This window comes from Eubacterium sp. AF34-35BH, from assembly GCF_003477765.1.
Taxonomy (GTDB): domain Bacteria; phylum Bacillota; class Clostridia; order Lachnospirales; family Lachnospiraceae; genus Eubacterium_G.
In genome coordinates this window covers 256053-279966 of sequence record NZ_QUDZ01000002.1, presented here as the reverse complement: position 1 = coordinate 279966, position 23914 = coordinate 256053, and the positions used below count along the sequence as shown (strand labels likewise).

Annotated in this window: 12 protein-coding genes; 10 read left to right on the top strand and 2 right to left on the bottom strand. The window is 32.9% G+C overall.

Annotated features, from left to right (window positions below; genetic code table 11):
- The first annotated feature begins 17 nt into the window (after nucleotides 1–17).
- The 9 genes from DWZ69_RS03245 (at nucleotide 18) to DWZ69_RS03205 (ending at nucleotide 20540) form a co-directional block, all read left to right on the top strand.
- Nucleotides 18–2102, top strand: coding sequence for a DUF4430 domain-containing protein (locus DWZ69_RS03245; protein ID WP_118436147.1), 2085 nt, complete (start codon nucleotides 18–20; stop codon nucleotides 2100–2102).
- A 153-nt stretch (nucleotides 2103–2255) separates the two neighbouring features.
- A complete protein-coding gene (locus DWZ69_RS03240) occupies nucleotides 2256–3203 on the top strand; it encodes a MoxR family ATPase (protein ID WP_118436145.1) in 948 nt (315 codons plus the stop codon).
- Between the two features lie 28 nt (nucleotides 3204–3231).
- Nucleotides 3232–4218 (top strand): DUF58 domain-containing protein, encoded by a 987-nt coding sequence (locus DWZ69_RS03235; RefSeq protein ID WP_118436143.1) that lies wholly within the window; start codon nucleotides 3232–3234, stop codon nucleotides 4216–4218.
- A gap of 17 nt (nucleotides 4219–4235) precedes the next feature.
- Entirely contained in the window at nucleotides 4236–6356 is a 2121-nt protein-coding gene (locus DWZ69_RS03230; protein WP_118436142.1) for a transglutaminase-like domain-containing protein, read from the top strand.
- A gap of 2 nt (nucleotides 6357–6358) precedes the next feature.
- A complete protein-coding gene (locus DWZ69_RS03225) occupies nucleotides 6359–10696 on the top strand; it encodes a cadherin-like beta sandwich domain-containing protein (RefSeq protein ID WP_118436140.1) in 4338 nt (1445 codons plus the stop codon).
- Nucleotides 10697–10710: 14 nt separating this feature from the next.
- Complete coding sequence (locus DWZ69_RS03220; protein ID WP_118436138.1) at nucleotides 10711–16299, top strand: hypothetical protein; 5589 nt, start codon at nucleotides 10711–10713, stop codon at nucleotides 16297–16299.
- A 722-nt stretch (nucleotides 16300–17021) separates the two neighbouring features.
- Nucleotides 17022–18779: an aspartate--tRNA ligase gene (aspS, locus tag DWZ69_RS03215; RefSeq protein ID WP_118436136.1), complete on the top strand. Its 1758-nt coding sequence runs from the start codon at nucleotides 17022–17024 to the stop codon at nucleotides 18777–18779.
- 167 nt (nucleotides 18780–18946) lie between these two features.
- Entirely contained in the window at nucleotides 18947–19738 is a 792-nt protein-coding gene (locus tag DWZ69_RS03210) for a hypothetical protein (protein ID WP_118436134.1), read from the top strand.
- 148 nt (nucleotides 19739–19886) lie between these two features.
- Nucleotides 19887–20540 carry an HAD-IA family hydrolase gene (locus DWZ69_RS03205; protein ID WP_118436132.1) on the top strand — a complete coding sequence of 218 codons (654 nt, stop codon included), beginning with the start codon at nucleotides 19887–19889 and terminating at the stop codon, nucleotides 20538–20540.
- A gap of 204 nt (nucleotides 20541–20744) precedes the next feature.
- Here the strand turns inward: DWZ69_RS03205 and DWZ69_RS03200 are convergent, their stop codons facing one another.
- On the bottom strand, nucleotides 20745–21419 hold the full coding sequence (locus tag DWZ69_RS03200) for a ribonuclease H family protein (RefSeq protein WP_118436130.1): 675 nt from the start codon (nucleotides 21417–21419) through the stop codon (nucleotides 20745–20747).
- A gap of 63 nt (nucleotides 21420–21482) precedes the next feature.
- Nucleotides 21483–22370 carry a L,D-transpeptidase gene (locus DWZ69_RS03195; RefSeq protein ID WP_158573354.1) on the bottom strand — a complete coding sequence of 296 codons (888 nt, stop codon included), beginning with the start codon at nucleotides 22368–22370 and terminating at the stop codon, nucleotides 21483–21485.
- 207 nt (nucleotides 22371–22577) lie between these two features.
- Between DWZ69_RS03195 and glnA the strand changes: the two genes are divergently transcribed.
- Nucleotides 22578–23909, top strand: coding sequence for a type I glutamate--ammonia ligase (glnA, locus tag DWZ69_RS03190; protein ID WP_022165746.1), 1332 nt, complete (start codon nucleotides 22578–22580; stop codon nucleotides 23907–23909).
- Nucleotides 23910–23914: the final 5 nt, after the last annotated feature.

Sequence of the window (23914 nt, the reverse complement as noted above, 5' to 3'; positions counted from 1 at the left end):
AGTAATCAGGAGCGACTATGGATAAGAAAAAATACAAAAATTTAATAAATAATATAGTCGTTATAATTACGGTTATTGCTGTTATTGTTACTACATTTAATGTAATTAATAATCGGGGGGATGTGCCGGACAATCCAATGAAAGATAAACTGGCAGATACGTCCAAAGTTTATGAAAACAGTAATCTGAATCTATATGATATAGATAATTCACAAAATCAGGAAGACACAAATAATAAAAGTAATAAGTCAGATATCAACAGCGATTACAATACTGCCAATAAAAGTGATAAGTCAGATAACGATAGTAGTAACAATACTGATAACAGAAGTAACGATGTAGAGAATAATAGAAACGACAATAATAATAAAGGCAATCAGAATACAAAAAATATAGGTAATAAGAACACAAATCTAAATAACACTTCCAAAAAATCAAGAGGAAGCAACCCTTCTAATACCGGGCCGGGAAAAGACGGCGGAAAATATGTATCCCACGTAAAAAATAAAAAAGTTAAGAAAGAATATTTTTCCACAACCATTAAGGATGGAGAAACAATATCAACTTATGAATATTCATTTAAGATAAAGCATTTAATAGATAGTCTTACAGTTGAGCAACAACTGGTTTATGTAAATGAAATGGTTGTAACTAATTTTGATGGCAGAGTTGTGCTAAAAGAGGGCGCAAATGAAATAAGAATTAGCATTACATACAGAACTGAAGATGGTCAGGAAATAAATGCACAGAAAAAATATACAGTAAACGTAGACACAGAAAATCTTTTTATATCTACGGATTTGAAAAATCAAACAGTATCATCACCGATTTTTAAATTTTTTGCACTGGCAAAAATGGGAAACAATAATGGAGAAATGTTTCTTAGTTTAAATGGCAAAAATATAACTGGAGAAAATGGTAAATATTCTGTTGTATTAAAAGAAGGGGAAAATGAAATTATTGCCAAAGGAAAGTATGGCAAATATGAAATAACAAAAACTTTTAAAATTGTTTTAAAGTATCAGGAAGGTTTCGGAATCGAAACAGATTTGGAAAATCAGACAGTTAATGCAGATAAAATAAGCTTTTTTGCACTTGTTAGAAATGGAAGTAGTAAGGCGAAACTTTCAGTAATTGTCAATGGAGATATTATTGAAGGTAGCCAAAATGCTTACAGTACGAAGTTAAAAATTGGAAACAACACCATACGACTGAAAGCAGTGGACACAGGTGGTGTTTCAATAAATAAAACATACACGGTTAAATATGTGCCATTGGCTACAAAAGATACAGAACCAATTCTTGAGTACATAAATATAAAAGATGGAATGGATATTAATGGAGAAACTTTTACGTTGTACATTGGCGCCAAGGACTATAAAGATAACAGGATTTACTATGATGGAATAGAAGTTAAGTTAAATGGCAAAAAGATTCAATATCGCTGGTCTGCAAAATATGTTGGTTATTTACTTAATTTACAAAATGGAATTAATAATTTGGAAATTAAGCTAACCGACAATCAGGGAAGATATAAAGTATTTACTTATAAAGTTAAATGTACATACATAGATCAGGGAACAGTAATAGGAACTGCAACGGTCAGCATAGATGCAAAGGTTATACATTTAGGCGTTTTACTTAAACCTAAGAAAGTTGACATTTATTATGGTGACAGTGCAGCAGATGTGTTTGAAAGAGCAATGGATGGAAGTGGCTTTACATTTACTAACACAGGGACAACAGGCACAGGATTTTATTTGGAGTCAATTGGCAGACCAGGGATATTAAAAGGTTGGAAAATTGACGATAAACTAAAGAAAGAAATTCAAGAAGACGGTTTACAGTTTAATATAGATCCTGCAACCGGAAAATATGTATACGATATGGATAGTCTGTCAGAGTTTGATTTTTGTCAGGGTTCAGGTTGGACATATTGCGTAAATGGTGAATTTAAGGAGTATGGCATGTCAGAATATAAGCCAAAGGATGGGGACAATATTCTCATTAGATATACGTTGGCTTATGGCAAAGATATTGGTGGATATAATCAGTCAGGCACATCCTATGGAATAAAAGACAAGTACGATATTACATATTAAAGTAGAGCTTTATTCAGAATTAAAGGAAAAGTGTCTTGAAGTAATAAGATGAAAAAATATATAAAACCTATTTGAAAAGTAATGAAGCACAACAGGTGAAAATATCTCAAATAAAAGAATAAGATTGGGTGTAATTAATGAAAGGACATAAGTATGATTGAAAAAACAAATCAGGAAATAAATGAAAAGTTAAAAGACATAATTACTGAAGCTGAAAAAGTAATTAAAGGAAAGAATCAAATTGTGGAAAAAGTTTTAATGGCAATAATTTCCAAAGGGCACGTTTTATTGGAAGATGTGCCGGGAGTGGGAAAGACAACTTTAGCTTTAACTTTTAGTAAGGTTTTAGGACTTGATTATAAAAGAATGCAGTTTACACCGGATAGCGTGCCTTCAGATATAACAGGTTTTACAGTTTATAACAAAGAAAGCGGAAGTTTTGAGTATATGGAAGGGTGTGCAATGACAAATCTTTTGTTGGCAGATGAAATTAACAGAACCTCAAGTAAAACTCAATCGGCATTGTTGGAAGTAATGGAAGAAAGAAAAATCACAGTGGACGGAGTCACAAGAGAAACAGGTAATCCATTTGTTGTAATTGCAACTCAGAATCCAACAGGCTGGATTGGTACACAAAGTCTTCCAAAATCTCAGTTGGACAGATTTATGGTAAGACTTAACATGGGCTATCCAAGTAGAGAGAGTCTGATAGAAATTATGAAAGACAGACACCATGAAAATCCGTTAGAAAAAGTTAAAACAGTAGTCACAAGAGAACAATTAATTGACATACAAAACCTTGCAGAAAATATTTTCGTATCTCAGGAAATTTATGAATATATAAGCAGTCTTGTGGAAAAAACAAGAGAATATGAACTGGTAAGTCTAGGTGTAAGCCCAAGAGGAGCTTTGGCAATTTGCAAAATGGCAAAGGCGAGAGCTTTAATGAAAGGCAGAGATTTCGTTGTGCCGGAAGATGTTGACTATGTATTTGAAGATGTGTGTTGCCACAGAATGGTGTTTAATAATAGTCCGTTAGATGATGAAAATTCTAAGGAAGTCATAAAAGAAATTCTAAACAGTGTGACAATTAATATTTAAAACAACATTAAAAAAAGATAGGAACCTTATGAAAATAAAAAAAATCTTATGGATATTATTTTTAATTTTTCTTTTGCTGTTGGGAATTTTGTGTGAAAAATCATTATTTCTCACAATTGCATTGGTACTAATAATATTAGAAGTGTTTTCCTTATTGTATGGCAGATTTGCCCTTAAGAGACTTAGTGTAGATTTAAAGTTTCCGGGAATTGCCGGTAAGGAAAAAGAAACAAAAGGAAAATTAATAATTAAATTAAAGTATTTATTGCCTTTAAGTGAAATTAAGGCTAACTGCAAAATAAAAAATAAGTTTACCGGAGAGGAAAAAGCCGTAACAATTAGCACTTTTATGGGCATGAAGAAAACAGAGAAAATCCCATTAGGACTTAGCAGGGAATATTGTGGTTGCATAAACATAGCTGTTGAGAATATAGAGATAGTTGATTTGTGGGGGATTTTTTCAAACAGAAGAATATTAGGCAATATATGTAAAATGTTTATTTTGCCAGAGACAACAAATATAAAAATAAAAGAAAGTAGTGGAACAACTGCCATAGATTCATGGAAATTTGTGGAAAGTAACAGTGCTTCTTCCGGTGAAATGTACGATATTAGAGAGTATGTTAAGGGAGATAACATAAAAAATATTCATTGGAAATTAACAGGTAAATATGAAACACCTATGGTTAAGAAAATGTCAAAAGAGACAGAAGACCTGGTAATGATACTTTTTAATAATGTAGATGAACAGGAAAGCTATGAAGCTTGGGACAAGTTAGGACAACGCTTGTTTTCCCTTAGCAAAAGTTTAATTGAAAAAAATATATCTCATAGTGTTTCCTGGTGTAGCAAAGGAAAATGGATAACTTATAAAATAACAGAGCAAAAAGACTTAACAGGAAATCTTTTGAAAGTTTTAGATGTTGACAGCAATAAGGATTATTTTGTGGATTTTGAAAAGAAGCTACAGGAACAAAAACTATATTATGAAAATGTGATTGTTGTTTCTAACTAACACAGAAAGGTGAAAAAATGAGAAATCAAAGTACAGTTGATTTAAAAAAATTAAATACGGAAGCTAGTAAATCAACAGCTATTTTGAGAAACGTTTTGGAACTTATTCTTTTAATAGGAACAGGTGGATTTTTGATAACTTTATTAGATTTTAAAATCACATCCTTTGGTCTGAATGGAAAAGTATTTCTAAATAAAATTGGAAATATGGTTGGAGAAAAATTCGGAGTGATAACTTCACAATATAAGCTGACTTCTAATGGAAGTATGGATGTAATATTTCTTGTACTTATTTTGCTGTTAATTTTAACACTGCATGTGTTGATAAGCAGCGAAAGACTATTACCTTTATTTATTGTTGGAATTAGTATTTTGGTTTTACAGGGGGTGTTTGGAAATAACAAAAGTACAATTTGGATGACCATTGTTCTATTTGCAAACATGGCAATTTATTTAAATAAAACAATTGGTAAGGCAACCATTAGGTGGAAAGCACAAATAATAGTAGTTGGCACAGTGCTAATAATAGGTGTGTTAATAAATCCCATATCCAATATTTTATGGAATGAGAATGGTGGTAAGGCAAACAGTATAAAGAAAGTAAATTCTATTTTAACAGAACAAATAGATAACTTTAGATACAACAGAAAGAACAACATAGCCTTAAAAGTGAAAATGTCTAAGCCTGAGGTTTATTATTTAAAAGGATTTGTGGCAGGTGATTTTACAGACAAAGGCTGGGAAAGCACAGACAAAAAGACTTTATACAAATATTCAAATTTATTTTATTGGTTACATAAAGACAGCTTCTATGGACAAAGCCAGTTAGCAAATGGAAAACAGGAGTTACTTGGAGAAAAGTCAGAAAACAAAATGACAGTTAGTGTTGTAGGGGCATCATCTAAATACATATACACGCCTTATGAATATATTACTGATAATGAAAAACTAAAAAATAAAAACAGAATTGGCGATGAAAGTCTTGAGTCAAAAGGTGTTTATGGAAAGAAAAACTATACATTTATTGTAAGTGAAAACATAGTTAATAATTTTTCTGAAATGGTTGATAAATTAAATAGATTACAAACCAAAACAGATTATATGGTAAAGGAAAAGTATTACAATCAATTTGTATATGAGAATTATTTAAAATTAACTAATACTGAAAAGCAATTATTAAGTACATACTTGAAAAACAATACTGAAAGAAAATCTTATGGTGATGCAAAATCTGCAATTGTAAATTTTCTTAATAAAAATATAGCTTATGATGAAAAGTCAGAAGAAATAAAAGATTATAGAAGTTTTCTTACAGAGTTTTTAGAGAAAAACAAAACCGGTAATAATAAAGATTTTGCAACAGCTACAGTTTTAATGTTTAGGTATTTTGGAATTCCATCAAGATATGTAAAAGGTTATTTAATTACCAAAAAAGATATAGAAAATGTTAAGGCAAATCAAACAATTAACATTAAACAATCTAATTATCATTGCTGGGCAGAGTATTATCAGGATGGAATCGGCTGGATTCCATTTGAAACTAACAGTAAATATAGAGATTTAATGGGAACAAATGATAGTATTTCAGGCAACAATAATGATTCTAATAGTGGTGATAAGCAGACAATTCAAAACGTAAATAAGGATAAGCATTTAGATGATGAAGTAGAAGAAAAAAAGGTTAAAGATAATAAAGAGGAGAAATTAATTTATTCTATTGTTGCCTTATTGAATTTGTTAATACTTTTTGTGGTAGCTTATGAAATCAGGCTCTATATACTAAGAAGAAAAATCAGACAGAGCTTTGAAAATGGGGACAATAACAGAACAGTTATTAATTATGTTTCATTTATGGTTAGCACATTGCGTATATTTGCAAAAGTTCAATGTGGCAACATAAGTGAGTATAAAAAAACATTAGCTAAGTATCAGTCAGGAGACAATAACACATATTTAGAAATTGTCAATTTATATGAAAAGGCAAGATACAGTAACAAAGAAACATATGTGAATGAAGTGAACAAAGTTAAAGCTTATGTTAATAATGTAAGGTTTAATATGTATGCAGGTTTAAAGCCGGTTCAAAAGTTCAGATGGAAGTTTGTTTCAAAATATGGAAGCTTTACAAATAGGAGGTAGTAATGAAAAAAAGAATATATTCTTTGCTGTTAATTTTAATATTAGTAGTTACAACATGCTTTTCCGGTTACAGTAATGTGTCAGCGGCTGAAACGGAAGGCAGTAAGAAAACAGTTACCGTTTATTTTACTTTAAGTGAAGATGGAAAATTTGTAACGGGAAATGATGATAATGAAACAGTTCTTTGTCATGTTCCGGTAACCATAAGCTATTTTGATTTGGCAGAGTATGGTTTGGAAGACTATTACAGATATGAAGCAGATTCATTTGAAGATGGCGGAAGATATAACAGCGATAAGATTGTTGAACAGCCAACATTACTACACTTGTTTATAAAAATGTTGGAAAAATATTATTTGCCTAATGGAGAAAAATTCATTCCTAATGACAGCACTCAGGATGCAATGAGCATATCAGGTTCTGCCACAAGTCTGTACATGACAAGATTCTGGGGCCATGATGAAAACCTTATGTATTATGTAAATCATTCTTATCCATTACAGGCAGCAGGATGGGGTTCTACATCAGACTATATTTTGTTAGAAGATGGTATGGAAATTGATGTGGCAATGTTTTCTGATTGGGACTTTTACCACACAGGGGCATTTGCTTATTTTACAAGTGAAAGTACAAATAGTGTCGACTCAGGAATATACAATATTAAAACCAATGAAAACATCAGCCTTACAATGAGAGGCACTGCAACTAATGCGGCAAATGATGGGAGCTCAACTTTTGTGGGAGAAAAGATGCCGGGGGAAGATGTTGTGTATTGCAAACAGTCTCAGGCAGTAGCCGATTATAACAATGATAATTGGAAAAGGTTTGGCACAACAGATGATAAGGGTCAGATTAATTTATCGTTTGATAAGCCGGGAACCTACTATGTGTCATCTACATCCCTTTATGAAAATTATAATTTGTCATCAGGAAATGCCTGTGTGGCACCGCCTATTGCAGTAATAAATGTAAGTGATGACAGCGGGGAAGTAACGGAAACATCTACTGAAAAAGATACAGGTGAAACAGGTACAACACCACAGGAAAGTACGGGCAGTCAGGAGACTAATACTGAAACAGGAACAAAAAATCCTGATGTAACTACAGAAAATGTGGAAGACTACACCGGCAACATTATAAAAAACATAGAAATAAGTAATGGTGTTTCAGATAACGCATTAAAGTATAGCCTGGATTCTCAGTTTCAAAACAATAGAAATGAATATAACATTACAATACCCGATTATGAGAACTCAGTTTGTGTGAGAGCAGCGTTAGACAACAGTGGAATTAATGACGCAGAGATAGTAGTAAATTATACAGACATAAATGGAGAAAACAGGGTAGTTTCAATTGTTGGAGACGATGAACTTGGAAAGAAACTTAACAGGATAATTGAAACAGGAGCAGGTGGAAATCAATTTACAATAACAGCAACTTATAAAAATAAAAAAGAAAATTACACTTTTAATATTATAAGGAAGCTGTCATTGAAAAATCTGTCTGTAAAAAGTAGGGATAACGACATTGATTTACAACCACAGTTTGACCAAAACACAAATGAATATGAAATAAACATACCTGAAAGTTTAAAGGAAATTACTTTAACGGCAGTTCCTTATATGAAAAATCAATACAAGGTTTACATAAATGGAAAAGAAACAGAGAGTGGCAATGATTACACAGTTAGCACAGAAAACAATGTAGAAATAAAGCTTGAAAAGGATGGCTGTGAAAGTAATTTATACATCTTAAAAATTAATAAAACAAAACTTGTAAGTGTAGATTTTGAATTGACGAAAGAAAGTGTTTTACAGGTAAAAAATTCAAATAAAGAAACAATTGTTAGTGAAAAAGTTACTGAAGATAAATATACTCTTGAGAATTTACTTCAGGGCGAAGAGTACTCCTATGTAATCACAAAAAATGGCTATGTATCTAAAAATGGAACTTTTAAAGCAGGGGAAGTTTCAAGTATTAATGGAATTTTAAGGGAAGCTCAGAATAATGAAACAATAAACAAAAATATTAAATCTCAGTGGAGTAATTTCAGAGGTAATAGTGACAATAATGCAGTAACAGATTCATTAACTGCTACAGATTACAAAAACTCAATGTTGTATTGGGCAAAAAAAGTAGGCAAGGGCTATGGCAGTGGAGCACCAAGTTCACCAATTCTTGTGGGGGAAGATTTGGTTTATACTACAGCAACATCAGTTGTAAAAATTAATACAATTACAGGAGAGGTAATTAAAAGTGGCCACATGATTAGAACTTCAGCTTTTAATATTACACCACCAACTTATGGAGATGGAATGATTTTTGTGGCACTGGCAAGTGGTGCCGTACAGGTGTTTAATGCGGATACATTGGAATCTTTGTGGGTTTATGAAGATCCGTTACATGGTCAACCTAATTCGCCAATTACATATCACGATGGTTATGTGTACACGGGATTTTGGAATGGTGAAACAGGCGTTGCTAATTATGTTTGTCTTTCTGCTACAGATGAAAATACAGGTAATCAGACTGAAAGCAAAGAAGCAACCTGGACATATACTTCAAAAGGTGGGTTTTACTGGGCAGGCAGTTATGTTAATGATAATTATCTGGTAGTTGGAACAGATGATGGAGCCAGTGCAGACGAGACAGGAAATGGCTCACTGCTTGTATTAAATCCATTAACAGGAAAAGTAATTTCAAAATACAGTGACATTAGAGGTGATGTGAGAAGCACCATTACCTATGATAAAGATACTGACAGATTTTATTTTACATCAAAAGGAGGAGATTTCTGTTGTGCAAAAATTGACTCCAAAGGAAATATAGAAGAGATTAAGAAAACAGACCTTGGTAGCGCAAGTACATCCACACCTGTAATTGCAAACAGGCGGGCATATGTTGGTGTAAAGGGTAACGAGCAGTTTGGAGTAAACTCAGGGCACCACATTGCAGTTATAGATTTAGAGAATATGAGCATAGCTTACAGCCTTTTAACAAGAGGTTATCCACAGACAAGTGGACTTGCCACAACAGGCTATGAACAACAGGACGGCTATACCTATGTTTATTTTATAGATAACTATGAGCCAGGTAAGGTAAGAGTTCTGAAAGATAAACCGGGTCAAAGCTCAGCAATTATAACAAGGGACAGCGAGTACGAAGACGAAAATGACTACAATGTTTTGTTTTCACCAAAGGGTGAACAGGCAAACTATGCAATATGTAGTTTGATAACTGATGAATACGGAACAATGTATTTCAAAAATGACTCGGCATATATGATGGCTCTTGGCAGTAAAATAACCAAAATAATGGTTACAAAGAAGCCTGACAAATTAGTTTATAAGGCTGGTGAAACATTTGACTCTACAGGTATGGAAGTTACGGCTTTTTATTCAAATGGAAAAACAAGAGATATTACAAAATACGTTACTGTGGAAAACAAAAAATTAACAGCCAACATGACAGACATAGAAGTGTCATTTGAACATGTTTTGTATAACGATGAATTAAAGAATTATGAAAAATTTGAGCCTTTAATTGACACAGTAGACATAACTGTCATTGACGAGGCAGGGGAAAAGCAGGCATCAAATGTTGTAAACAAAATCAACTTAATTGGCGACAATATTACAATAAATTCCAAACAGGCAATTTTTAATGCAAGAAATGCTTATAACAGTTTAGATAGTTCATTAGAATTTCTTGTTAGCAACTACGGAAAACTAACAAAAGCTGAGGCAACTTTCAAACAGGTAGCAGCTAAATATTTCAGCCAAAATCCGTTGAAAACAAAATGGGATAATAAGTTATTCCAAACAATAAACATAAGTTGGAATAGTTTAAAACAGGCTGATGGATATTTAGTTTACAAATTGAATTCAGCAGGAAAGTATGTGGAAGTTGCAAACATAACAAAGTTAAATTTCAAAGACACAACAGCTATAGTTGGACAAACTTACAAATATAAAGTTATTCCATACATAAAAATTTCAAATAGCAAGATGGGAATAATTTTAGGTAAAGCTTCTGCTATACAGGCAAAGTCAAAGCTAGGAAAAACAGAGAGAGTGAAGCTTTCTAAAGCAAAGAAGAAATACATAAAAATTAAATGGAAGGGAAACAAAAACTGTAGCGGATATGTAATTTACAAAAAAACAGGTAAGAAATTTAAAGTTGTTAAAACAGTAACCACTAACAAAAAGATTACATATTTAGACAAAAAAGTGAAACTTAACAAAAAGTATTCTTACAAAATTAGAGGATACAGAATTGTTAGTGGAAAGAAAATTTATGGTGATTTTTCAGCTATTAAAAGCTTAAAAATAAAAAAATAAAAAAGGAGAAAGAGATGAAACATGTAGGAAAAAAGCTACTTGCTTTACTGTTAGTATTATCAATGCTATCAGGGATGTCATTTAACAACGTGACAATTGCAAGTGCAGAAGAAACAACGGCGGCTTGTATTACATTAAGTAAAAATGTGAAAAGTGAAGTTGAGGATACAACTTATATTTACAATGGTTACAAGCCAAATTTAGGAGCAAAATTTACAGATAGTGAAAAACATAGTCTGGTTTATTATGAAAGCAGAAGTGTTTACGATGAAGAAAGTGGAAAATGGTCAGAAGCATCAGACTTCTCAGAAATCGTAATAGGTTTTGCAAGTAGTTTGTCAGAATATGCCGTAACAGAAAACACTCCAGGCAGATATAAGTACACTTGGAAGGCGTATTGTAAGTCAACAGGAGAATTTTCTAAGGAAACTTACACTGTGGATTTAACAGTGGAAGATCCTAAAACAACAGTATATAACATGACATTTTATGTTGGACAGGATAATAATGGAAAAAATAAAAATCCCAAAATTAAATTATACAAAACAACAGGTCATGATGGAGATGGATATGATACATTTAATGAAGATGATGAAATAGAAATTACTGACAATGGTATAGATGCCAGCGGCCAGTATAGAGTATACACTACTTCTTTACTTGGAGCCACATATTCATACAGAGCTTATGGCTATGATGAAAGCACAGATGACTATACTGTGCCAATGGGTGGTATGAATGTTAATATTCCAATGGCATCAAACGTTACCCAGTCAGGTTATGACTCAAAGTCAGTGTATATTAAATGTGCAAATGTTGGTTCAAACAGTAAATACGATGGAACTAATTATTTAACAGAAGACCAGTACACAACGCAGGTAGTATGTCCATATTATAATTGTATTGCAACACCGGGCACACCTATTGTAAAAAATAATATTACATATTATCCTTATATGCTTATTGCGCAGGGCAATGCCTGTCTTTATAATTATTTTTCAAATCCAAATGATGATGTTGCAGACAATTATGATCTTATGTATGGATATGGAATAAACAAGACAGTAAATAAAGGTTATTCTGTAGATACATGGAATGCAGCAGTGGCTAAAAGAATTACATCAGAGATTACAGTACCTGATGAAGCAAAGGCGCAGGTTTTCTTCCAGATGAATAACTTTAATGACAGGGAAATTGAAAGCTATAAGCAGAAAACAAATTCAGATGGAACAGTAACCTGGTCATTCTATGTGCCAAAATCAAATGGAAATTATTCTTATCGTGTATCAAAAGACGGTTATGTAACTAAGGCAGGCTATATGAGCCTTGGTAGTGAAGAGTCAGCTAAGATTTCAGTTGATTTAGACAGAAAAGATGTTACCAGTCATGATTTTAGCAAGCTAGGTAGCACAGTTATTAAAAGGGATGAAGCAAACTTAATTATGAATGTAAGTGATAAGAATGTAAAAAATCTAAATGTAAATGATACATTCAGACTTAGAGCTTACAGAGTTTGGGAAATTATAAACAGCGATGCAGGAAATATTATGATAGAGCCTGACTTTAATTATCAGGTATTATCAGGGGAAGACTGCATTAACATTAAGGAAGTAGAAGATAACAGAACTAATGGAAAAGGCAACTGGTTAGATATTACAGGTGTAAAAGACGGCATAGCAGTAATTGCTGTTACATACAATGCAATTGATGTGGAAGGTTCAGCAAGTTGCGGATTTTACCCTGCAATTTCTCCAAAGAGAACAGGTATTGTTGTAATTAATGTTGGAGATAAGGATTCTGATATTTTAGACGTTGGTGTAAAAAATAATAACGGTAAAAATTGGTGTTGGAATTATGACACATTTTTCTTTGACAAAGAAGAAGGAACTATGAACATTGCTCCAACAGCGAAAAGTGGAATTGCCAAAGTTGAAGTTACACCTGTTAAAACAACAGATGATTTGAACAGTAGTTTAGGTGATAGTGAAGAAATAACAGCTAATGAAGATGGCACGTATAATGTTAAACTTGAAGATGGAAACAATATTATTAAGGTTACTTCTAATAATGGCTCTGTTGACTATCAGGTAGTAAGAGCTGCAAAAATCAAAATCAATTATGAAAATATGTCAAATCCAGGTGAAGACATTATGCCAGGTGACAAAGTAAAAATTACTTTTAACGGATTATACAGATCAATTCCTAAAATCTCAGGAATTTTTAATCCGGTAATATTACAGGTTGTAGGTTATGATGAAGACAACAATCAGTACACTGGTTTAATTTCACAGTATCAGGTTGCAGATAATGGTTCACTGGAAATTACAGTACCAAAAGATGTTACATTTGAAGAAGGTAAAGAAGAGACAGAGTACAAAATAAATAATGGATTTGTTAATTTACAGTCCATGTATAGTTATGCAAATGCATGGGCATTTATGTATACATTAACAGATGCAGGTGCAGGCACATGTTTTAATGCAGTTAATGTAACAGGTCAGCATTCTACAATTGCAGATTTTGGCGTTCCTGTAAAAAGAAAAGTAACATACGGGGTTAATTTTAAAGTTACAGATGAACAGGGAAATGAAATTAAAGATTATGACATAAATGTTCATGACAAGAATGCTGATGAAGACGTTACTAACTTTACAGCACTTGGTTATGGAAAATACTATTATACAATTGATGCAAAGGGCTATGTAGTTTCAAACAGCACATTCTCATTAGGTTCAAAGACTGAAACTGTAGATGGTACATATACAGTTAATGTTGTATTAAAGAAGGCAACTGAAAATGCGTGGGACGGTCAGACATTTACTGAACCACAAAAAGATGAAGATGGTACATATTTAATTAGCACCGGTGCAGAACTTGCATGGTTCGCACAGGAAGTAAATTCAGTGGCAGCTAAGTCAACATCAACAATTAATGGAAAATTAACAAAGGATATTGACCTTGCAAGCCATAATTTCCCACAGATTGGTTATTTCAACGGTGGAACAGAATATGTTTACTACGGAGGAAACTTTGAAGGAAATAATCATAAGATTTATAATTTTAGATTTGAGAAAAAAGCCAAGGTAGCAACAGGAGCTTATGGCGGTTTATTCGGTTACATAAAGGGAGCAAAAATAACTAACCTTTCAGTAGATGGTGAAGTTTTAGTGTCAGCTCTTTCTACAGTATCAGTTTCATCTGCATACACAGGTGGTGTTGTAGCTTATGCTGACAGCTCAGAACTCACAAACATAACATCAAATGTAAATGTATCTATTAAAGATTACGAAAAAGGAACATGGAATTATATTGGTGGTATTGCAGGTTATGCAAGAACAACAGTTATTAAAAACTCACAGAACTTAGGAAATATTACAGGAAATAGAAATGCAGCAGGTATTGTTGGCAGAACAAACAGTAATATTGAAAACTGTGTAAACAAAGGTAAAGTATATTCAACTGTAGGATTTGCAGGTGGTATAGTAGCAGAAATGTCATCAGGTTCTGTTAAAAACTGTATTAATACAGGAGCTGTTGAAAGCAAAACAGGTGGCACAATTGGTGGTATTGTAGGTTATGGAAATGGTTCTACAACATCTGTTATTGAAAACTGTATTTCTCTTGGAAAAGTAACAACAGAAGTAAACAGCACTACAGTTGGTTCAGTTGTAGGTTCATTAAAATATGGTACAGCTAAGAATTGCTATGGTATCTCAGAAGATGGTGTTACATGCGGTACAGTGGCAAGTAATACTAAAGAAGAAGACTGCTATACTTTTGATAATAATGATGCCTTGTTATACAAATATGCTACAGGAAAAGATTTAGATGACTGTGGTGAAAATGCTAAACAGGACATAAAGGAAATTACTTCAAAATATGAAGAATTAATTTTAAGTGATAATAGCACAGAAGATTTATTAAATGGTTTGGCAGAAATTTCTAATGAAAACTTTGATAAATGTATATTAGAAAATGAAAATGCAAGAGTAACAGTAAGAGTTCAATCAGAAAATAAATATATTGCAGTTTCAGACACTATTGTGGTAAACGGCTATTTAGCTGAATCTTATGGATTTACAGATTCAGTAGAGGATAGTGTATCAGCATTAGACGTACTTGTTGCTGAACATGAAAAGTTATACGGTGACAAATTTACTGAAAGTACAGCAGATGAGTACCTTGTAGTTAGTGCAAACCAGTATGGAACTATGGTTTCAAAAGCATTCGGAAAAGATGCGTCAACATTTATGTATGCAGTTAATGAAAAATATCCACATAATGATACATTGGTTGATGGATACTATACAGGCTACACTGTAGACCAGGCAAAAGTAAGCGATGGAGATACAGCAGATTTCTATTTCTTACAAGATGCATCTTACAGTGATGACCTTTCAACAATTACATTAAGCACTAATGAAATTACAACTGATAAGTCATTTAATTTATCATTAAAGGGATATAATTATGCATGGTACGGAGCTTGTGAACAGTCTAAAATTGATGCAAATACACATGCTATTGAAGGGGCTAAAGTAGCAATTATTGATGTTACAACAGGAGAAATGGAAACACTTGAGAATGTTGTAACAGATAAAAACGGTAATGCCAGCGTAAATATTGACAAGGCAGGAAAATATTTTGTTACAGCTTATGTTGATGGTGAAGGTAAAACACCAATTCTTATGTCACAGGCAGTAATTAATGTAGAGTGGGCTAAACCTTTAGAAGTAAAAGGTGTTGCTGTTGCTAAGCAGAATAAAAATGTTGTTTCAGTTATGTGGAAACAGGATTTAGAACAGATTAGATTAGGACAGATTTACAATGTTTATGTAGACGGTGGACTATATAACAAATATCCTGCAGCTTCTACAATTACATATACTTTTGACAAACCGGGTAAACATACTATTAAGATTACAGCTGAGTTAAATGGCTTCGAAACAGAAGGTAAGACAGTGGAAATTGAAGTTGAGAAAGAAACAACAACTGAAAAGGCAACATCAGCAGATACAACTGCAGAAAATGTGACATCAAATACTACTGAACCGGCAAGTACGGAAGATAATGTAACACCAGTGGAAACAACAGGCGATGATATAACAAAGGTAGAAACAAGCGCAGAAGACAACACAACTACAGAACCGGCAAGTACGGAAGATAATGTAACACCAGTGGAAACAACAAGCGCAGAAGACAACACAACTACAGAATCGGTAGTTAGCACAACAGCTGAAACAACATCTAAGGTTGTAACAACAGGCAAAAAGACACCTACTACAAAAGCACCTAAGGTAACAAAGAAAGTTATAAATAAGATTGTTAAAGTTAAAAAGGCTGTAAAGAAGAAATCATCAAAGAAGATTTCCATAAAGTTACAGAAAATTAAGAGTGCAAAAGGCTATGAAGTAAGAATAGCTACAAACAAGAAATTTACAGGTAAAAAAGTTATCAAAATTAGAACAAAGAAAATAAGCTTTGTTTATAAGAAACTTAAACCAAATAAGAAATATTATGTAAAAGCAAGATTCTATAGAATTATAAAAGGCAAGAAAGTTTACGGAAAATGGGGTAAGGCTAAAAAGGTAACTTTTAAGTAAAAATTAAAAATAATTTTAAAGTTAAAATGTAAAAATCAATTGAAAAGCTAAATGAATTTTACAGACAAAAACATTGTCAGGGAAGAATGTGGTTTTCCTTTGTGTGGTGGGACATTTAAGGACCGCTACACAGGGATTGCATACCTTGACAATGTTTTTTTATTATAATATAATCAGTTTTAATGGCGTTGAAAGAGAGAAGTAGCTTTAATTATCGCTTATAGAGAGCAGAAGATGGTGGAATTTCTGTAGAATGAATTAATGTGAATAACACTCCGGAGCTGCAATCTGAAAGAACATATTTAATTGGATATTTAAGAGTATCCGGATAATATTTATAACGGATAACTTGAATACAGTTTTTTGAAACAGAATTGGAAATAGTTGTAGAAGCAGATGTGTTTTAGTAGGAGAGCCGTCACCGAGCGATAATCGGAAGGTTTTTAAACCAGAGAGTGGCTGCATGGCAGTAAATCAGGTGGTACCGCGGACAACATGTTCGTCCTGAATAATTGTTTTCAGGATGAATGATATAGATATAATTAAGAAAGATTCATTCTGAAAAGGGATGAATCTTTCTTGCTTTAAATAATATTAAATTTAATAATATTAAACTTAAAACTTCAAATAAATATATAAGCAAAGTTGAGTTTCATCTTTCTGTTACATACAGGCAATTAAACAACAAAAACACTCATTAACAATTTGAAGGGAGAAAACTAATGGACGTAAACACAAACAACATCTATCGTGATGTGACAATTGACCAGCTTAGCGAAGTAAACGTTGGTGAAACAAAGAAAATTGCCGGATGGATTGAAAACATTCGTGACCATGGTGGAGTATCATTTATTGACCTTAGAGATATGTATGGTGTAATGCAGGTAGTTATGCGTGACACATCACTTCTTGAAGGACTTAGTAAGGAAGATTGTATTTCAGTAGAAGGACCTATTGAACATAGAGATGAAGAAACATACAATCCAAAGATTCCAACAGGAACAATTGAATTAGAAGCAAAGGAAGTTAAGGTACTTGGTAAGACTTACAGACAGCTTCCATTTGAAGTAATGACATCAAAGGAAACAAGAGAAGACGTAAGACTTAAATATCGTTATCTTGACCTTAGAAATACAAAAGTAAAAGATAACATGATTTTCAGATCAAATGTTATTTCTTATTTAAGACAGAAGATGACAGAAATGGGATTCTTAGAAATTCAGACTCCTATTCTTTGTGCATCATCACCTGAAGGAGCAAGAGATTACATTGTTCCAAGTAGAAAATTTAAAGGAAAATTCTATGCATTACCACAGGCACCACAGCAGTATAAGCAGTTACTTATGGTGTCAGGATTTGATAAATATTTCCAGATTGCACCTTGCTTTAGAGATGAAGATGCAAGAGCTGACAGATCTCCTGGAGAATTCTATCAGTTAGACTTTGAAATGAGTTTTGCAACACAGGAAGATGTATTTAGAGTTGGTGAAGAAGTATTAGCAGACGCATTTAACAAGTTTGCACCTGAAGGTTATGAAGTAACACAGACTCCATTCCCAATTATCAGCTACAAAGAAGCTATGCTTAAGTACGGAACAGATAAGCCTGATCTTCGTAACCCATTAGAAATAATCGATGTAACTGATTTCTTCCAAAGATGTACATTTAAGCCTTTCCACGGAAAGACAGTTCGTGCAATTAAGGTTGAACAGAAGTTATCAAAAGGCTTCCACGAGAAGTTGCTTAAGTTTGCACAGAGCATTGGTATGGGTGGACTTGGTTACTTAGAAGTATTAGAAGATGGTTCATATAAGGGACCAATTGACAAATTTATTCCTGCTGAAATGAAAGATGAAATTAGAAAAATGGCTGGTCTTAAAGCATTAGACACAATTTTCTTTATTGCAGATACAGAAAAGACTGCATCAATTTATGCAGGACAGATTCGTACAGCACTTGGTGAGAGACTTGACTTAATTGATCAGAAATCATATAAGTTCTGTTACATTAATGACTTCCCAATGTATGAATATGATCCTGAAGAAAAGAAGATGATTTTCACACATAATCCATTCTCAATGCCACAGGGTGGTCTTGAGGCACTGGAGACAAAGGATCCTGAAGATATTCTTGCATACCAGTATGACATTGTATGTAACGGTGTTGAATTATCATCAGGTGCAGTTAGAAACCACGATATGGAAATCATGGTTAAGGCTTTTGAAATTGCAGGTTACACAGAAGATGACTTAAAGGAAAAATTCGGAGCTTTATACAATGCATTCCAGTTTGGTGCTCCACCACATGCAGGTATGGCACCAGGCGTGGACAGAATGATTATGCTTCTTAGAAATGAAGAAAACATTCGTGAAGTTATTCCATTCCCAATGAATGGTAATGCTCAGGACTTAATGTGTGGTGCTCCAAGCGAAGTTACAGAACAGCAGTTAAGAGAAACACATATTAAAGTTAGACAGTAAATTAAATAGATATATAAGCTTTAATTAAAAGTGAAGTATAAACTATAAATATTAAAAAACAGGTTGTTTGATATGCATAGAAATGTTGAATTAAAGCAGCATTAGCAGATTCAGGCAACTTGTTTTTTGTAATAGGAAATTCCCACGAAATTGAGGGAGAAAATTTAATGAAGAATAAACAAAAAACTATAAAAATTATTGGAAGTGTAGCAATTATTTTAATTGCAATTCTGGTTATTACAAAAATTATTACATATAACGTTGGAAACAAAAGTATATTTTCGGTTTTCTTTAAAGGACAAGATTCCAATGTAGCTGGTAAATTGTTAGAATCACCTCATGAAATTAAAAAAATAGGGAAATATTCTATAGAATTAGACCAGCAATTGTATGATAGCAAAACAGGGGTAGGCTATTTACTATTTAAAATAAAAAAAGAGAACGGTGTACCGGAAATTAACTTAAACGATTCAGGGCAATGCTCAGGTATAGGATTTGGTGAAAATCAAAGACTATATTTTGAAGTGGGTGCATCAAATAATACAACTTATGAAATCAAAGGCAATACTTTATACGCATATATGGATTTTATTAAAGATAAGGATAAGGATTTCTATGTGAAATTAGGGGATTACCAAACACGAAAAGAATATAATTTTAATATTAAAGACACAAATTATGTAAAAACTTATAAGGATGGGGATACAACAGTAGAAATTTCACCTTTAGGCGTTTCAATTTCAGCAAAAGAAAAGAGTGCAGGAATGAGTCTTGTTGTTTACACCGATAAAGGAAAGAAAGAACTTATCAACACAAAGAAAGACATTGGCACAAATGCACACGAAAGCTCAGAGGTATATAAGGGTAAGTCTAAAAGCTATCAGTACATTTTAAAGTTCAAAAATCTTTTGGATATATCCAAGATTGAAAAGATAGAATTTAATGGAAAAAGCGAATAGAAAACGAGTTTACCGAAGAACCTTTTTCTGCTATACTCAAAAAAGAAATAAAAAGCAAACAGGGGAGTAAATAAAGGTATTGTTGATTAGAAATTAATTTTTAAATATTGAATATAAAGAAAAATAATAATAACTTTAGGAGGAAACAATGTACAATACAATTATTTTTGATTTAGATGGAACGTTACTTAATACAATAGAGGATCTTGCGGATTCTGTTAATTACATGCAGAGAAAATATGGATTGAAAGAAGACAGTGTAGATACTGTCAGACAGCATGTAGGAAATGGATTAAGACTTTTAGTTGAGCGTTCGGTTCCGGATGGTCAGGATAATCCACAGTTTGAAGAAATGTTTAAGTGTCAGAAGGATTATTATCAGGAACACTGTCAGATAAAAACATGTGCATATCCTGGAATTATGGAATTATTAAAAGAATTACATAATATGGGAATTAAGATGGCAATAGTATCAAATAAGGCCCATGAAGCAGTTCGCGAATTAAATGATATTTATTTTAAACATTATATTGAGGTGGCTATTGGGGAAAATGAGGAAGCAGGCATTAAGAAAAAACCGGCACCTGACAGTGTAAATCAGGCACTTAAATTATTAGGGGCAGAGAAGTCAGAAGCAATTTATGTAGGTGATTCAGAGGTGGATAGAGCCACAGCTGAGAATGCAGGTTTGGATTGTATTTCATGTAGTTGGGGATTTAGAGAACGTTCACTACTTGAAAGTTTGAAGCCAATGGCTATTATTGACAAGCCGGAAGAATTGTTGAAGTTTGTACAGGAATAAAAGAGAAGTTGTAAATCAACTTTTATGTACATATTGGGATGTGTCTTAAAGTTGATTACTTACAATTATACAGGCGAAGGTAAAATAACGGCTTGTATAATTGAATGAATAATAAAAAGGTCTGTTGAATATTTAGAGTCTTACTAAATATTTAACAGACCTTTTTGACTTTCTAACAAATAATTGGAGTGGATTCCAAAAAGATTATTCCACACCGCAGGCCTTTTTTGCCAGAGCATCAGCCATATCATTGTATTTGTCGCCGGAATGTCCTTTGACTTTACAAAAAGTGATATTTACGTGTTTTTTTGCTTTATTATAAAATTTCTTGTAGGCGATTGTGCCTTCTTTAGTGGCATTCCATTCACCGGTACACCATTTGGCGATTCCCATGTAGTCGTAATAAATAGATAGATATTTTATATTATGGTTTATTGCGTATTTCATTGCTGCCATGGCACCATATATTTCACCGGCAACATTTCGCATTGTGGCAAGGCTTGGATCATTGCCTCTGTCATATAATTTAATTTCTTTGCCGTTATGAAATAAAACGACACCATATCCAAAAATCTTTGTAACTGAGTTAAAGCTTCCGTCAACATAGGCCACAGCTTTTGTGCTACTTGATAAAGGAATATCATTATCTACAGGTTTTTCATTTTCAATAGGAGTAGTGTCATTTTGGTCAAAAGTATTCATATTGAAAATATCCATTTGTTCTCCGTTCCAACCCATATAGTTGTAAGCTTCAGTTTTAGTTTTAAAGCTCTTGTATAAAGCACCCGGATAGCCATTTACACTGGCCTTACATTGATCCCATGTTTCAAAAATTCCGGTAGTTCTTCCAACTTTTACTGCGTAATATTTAGTTGCCATGCAAAATCCCCTTTCTAATATAATATTAAAGCGGTGCCAAATGTAAAAGACACCGCTATGATTTTAAAATGAGTTATTTATTTTAAATTTCGATTCAGCAGTTGTTGTTTCTGCAACAGTTGTAATTTCCTCAGGTTCTTTTTTTAACCAAGGATTGTTCTCTTGTGGATCAGTTGGATCCCAATTTCTGTTTTTGTTTTTCTTTTTAATCTTCTTAATTTTTTTTATTTTTATAAGTGGTTTTTCACCCTTTTGACTATAAATTGTAACAATTGTTCCATCAGGACAATTATCGTATATCCATTTGATGTTTCCAGCTTGTAATCTGACACAACCAAGGGACGCCGGTTTTCCGATTTTGTTATATTCCCAATACTCTAATGAGTCATAAGAGTCGGAAGTGTAAGGAACAGAGTGGAGCATAATCTGTCCGTAAATTCTAACAGCATACTGGGCGTAAGTTCCATCAACCATTAAACGCCAATCATATCTTTGGTATATTGAGTATGTGCCAAGAGGTGTATCTTCAGGATTTAGACCTGTTGAACACCAAAATGTTTTGTATGGTATGGTACATTCACCGTTTTTATCTAATGTGTAAACAGTAACAAAGTTTTCGTCCCTATTAACAGTAATCATGTATGGTAAACGGTCTTTATACTTCTTTCGGTATTTGGCAGTTTTCTTAAGTAGTCTTTTGGCTGCTTTTTTGTTTTTTGAAAGTTTGTGAACTTTCATTTTTGCCGTAGTAGACTCAACTTCTGTAGTAGTTTCCTTTAGATTAAAATTGCCTGTAAATTTATCATTTGCTGTAATTATTTTATTGTTAGAATCATTATCGGCAACATTGTTATTGCTTTCAGGGGCATGCGTAAATGCCAAAAAAAGAGCTACTACAATTATGGTAATAAAGGCTGCAAGCCCTAGTTGTTTTCTATTTCTATTTATCATTAATATTTTCTCCATTTTTTCTTTTGTCAGGATATATTTTATAATTTAATTAAACTAATTGCAATAGAATATATATGGAAAGTGAATATAGTTTGAAAACAGGGAAAATATAGTTTATAATTAAAATCGCGGGTAAGCGCAAAAAGGTATATTAGTTACCTTGTCCCTTAATCTTATTAAAAATTTTTATTTTGGAAGGAGTAAAAAATGGGATACACTAAACAGAAAATTTTAAACATAGCAGAAACTGAGGATGTAGAATTTATCAGACTCCAGTTTACTGACCTTTTTGGAACATTGAAAAATGTGGCTATTACTAAAAGTCAGTTAGCAAAAGCATTAGATAACAAGATAATGTTTGATGGATCATCCATTGAAGGATTCGCAAGAATCGAGGAATCTGACATGTATCTATATCCTGATTATGATACATTCGAAATTTTACCATTTAGACCACATCAGGGAAAAGTTGCAAGACTTATTTGTGACGTTTACAAGCCGGATGGAAAACAGCTTGAAAATGATCCAAGATATATTTTAAAGAAAGTAATTAAAGAAGCAGCAAGCATGGGCTATACATTTAATGTAGGTCCTGAATGTGAATTCTTCTTATTCCATACAGATGATAATGGAAATCCAACAACAATTAGTCATGAACATGGAAGTTACTTCGATTTAGGACCAACAGATTTAGGTGAAAATGCACGTAGAGACATGGTTCTTAATTTAGAAGAAATGGGATTTGAAGTTGAAGCATCTCATCACGAGGTAGCCCCTGCTCAGCATGAAATTGATTTTAAATATGGTGAAGCATTAAAAACAGCAGACAGAATTATGACATATAAACTTACTGTAAAAACTATTGCTAAAAGACATGGACTTTATGCTTCATTTATGCCAAAGCCAAAGTATGGCATGTGTGGCTCAGGAATGCATATTAATATGTCTTTATGGGATAGCCATGGAAATAATATTTTTGCAGATGCAAGTGATGAAAATGGATTAAGCAAAGAAGCATACAGTTTCATAGCAGGTATTATGGAACATATGAGTGCAATGTCAGCTATTACAAATCCAATTGTAAACTCATACAAGAGACTTGTGCCGGGATTTGAAGCACCTACATATATTGCATGGTCTGCAACAAACAGAAGCCCACTTATTAGAGTACCGGCTGCAAGAGGAACAGGTACAAGAATTGAACTTAGATGCCCTGACTGTGCTTGTAACCCATATCTTGCATTTGCGGTATGTTTAGCAGCAGGTTTAGATGGAATTAAGAGAAAACTTACACCAAAGGAAAGTGTTCAAAAAGATATTTTCTCAATGACAGATGCAGAAAGAGAAGAGGCTGGTATTAAAAATTTACCAAAGAACCTTTATGAAGCTGTAAGAGAAATGAGAAAATCGCCATTTATGAAAGAGGTACTTGGAGAAGAAGTATACAAAAAATACATTAATGCAAAGGAACAGGAATGGATGGAATATACTTCACAGGTAACAGATTGGGAAATTAACAGATATTTGGACCGCATTTAGTGTAG

Excerpts from the sequence above, each read along its gene's own strand:
- DWZ69_RS03205 (WP_118436132.1), top strand. The coding sequence starts at position 19,887 with ATGTACAATACAATTATTTTTGATTTAGATGGAACGTTACTTAATACA.
- DWZ69_RS03240 (WP_118436145.1), top strand. The coding sequence starts at position 2,256 with ATGATTGAAAAAACAAATCAGGAAATAAATGAAAAGTTAAAAGACATA.
- DWZ69_RS03195 (WP_158573354.1), bottom strand. The coding sequence starts at position 22,370 with ATGATAAATAGAAATAGAAAACAACTAGGGCTTGCAGCCTTTATTACC.
- DWZ69_RS03210 (WP_118436134.1), top strand. The coding sequence starts at position 18,947 with ATGAAGAATAAACAAAAAACTATAAAAATTATTGGAAGTGTAGCAATT.
- DWZ69_RS03220 (WP_118436138.1), top strand. The coding sequence starts at position 10,711 with ATGAAACATGTAGGAAAAAAGCTACTTGCTTTACTGTTAGTATTATCA.
- DWZ69_RS03230 (WP_118436142.1), top strand. The coding sequence starts at position 4,236 with ATGAGAAATCAAAGTACAGTTGATTTAAAAAAATTAAATACGGAAGCT.
- DWZ69_RS03235 (WP_118436143.1), top strand. The coding sequence starts at position 3,232 with ATGAAAATAAAAAAAATCTTATGGATATTATTTTTAATTTTTCTTTTG.
- aspS (WP_118436136.1), top strand. The coding sequence starts at position 17,022 with ATGGACGTAAACACAAACAACATCTATCGTGATGTGACAATTGACCAG.
- DWZ69_RS03225 (WP_118436140.1), top strand. The coding sequence starts at position 6,359 with ATGAAAAAAAGAATATATTCTTTGCTGTTAATTTTAATATTAGTAGTT.
- DWZ69_RS03245 (WP_118436147.1), top strand. The coding sequence starts at position 18 with ATGGATAAGAAAAAATACAAAAATTTAATAAATAATATAGTCGTTATA.
- DWZ69_RS03200 (WP_118436130.1), bottom strand. The coding sequence starts at position 21,419 with ATGGCAACTAAATATTACGCAGTAAAAGTTGGAAGAACTACCGGAATT.
- glnA (WP_022165746.1), top strand. The coding sequence starts at position 22,578 with ATGGGATACACTAAACAGAAAATTTTAAACATAGCAGAAACTGAGGAT.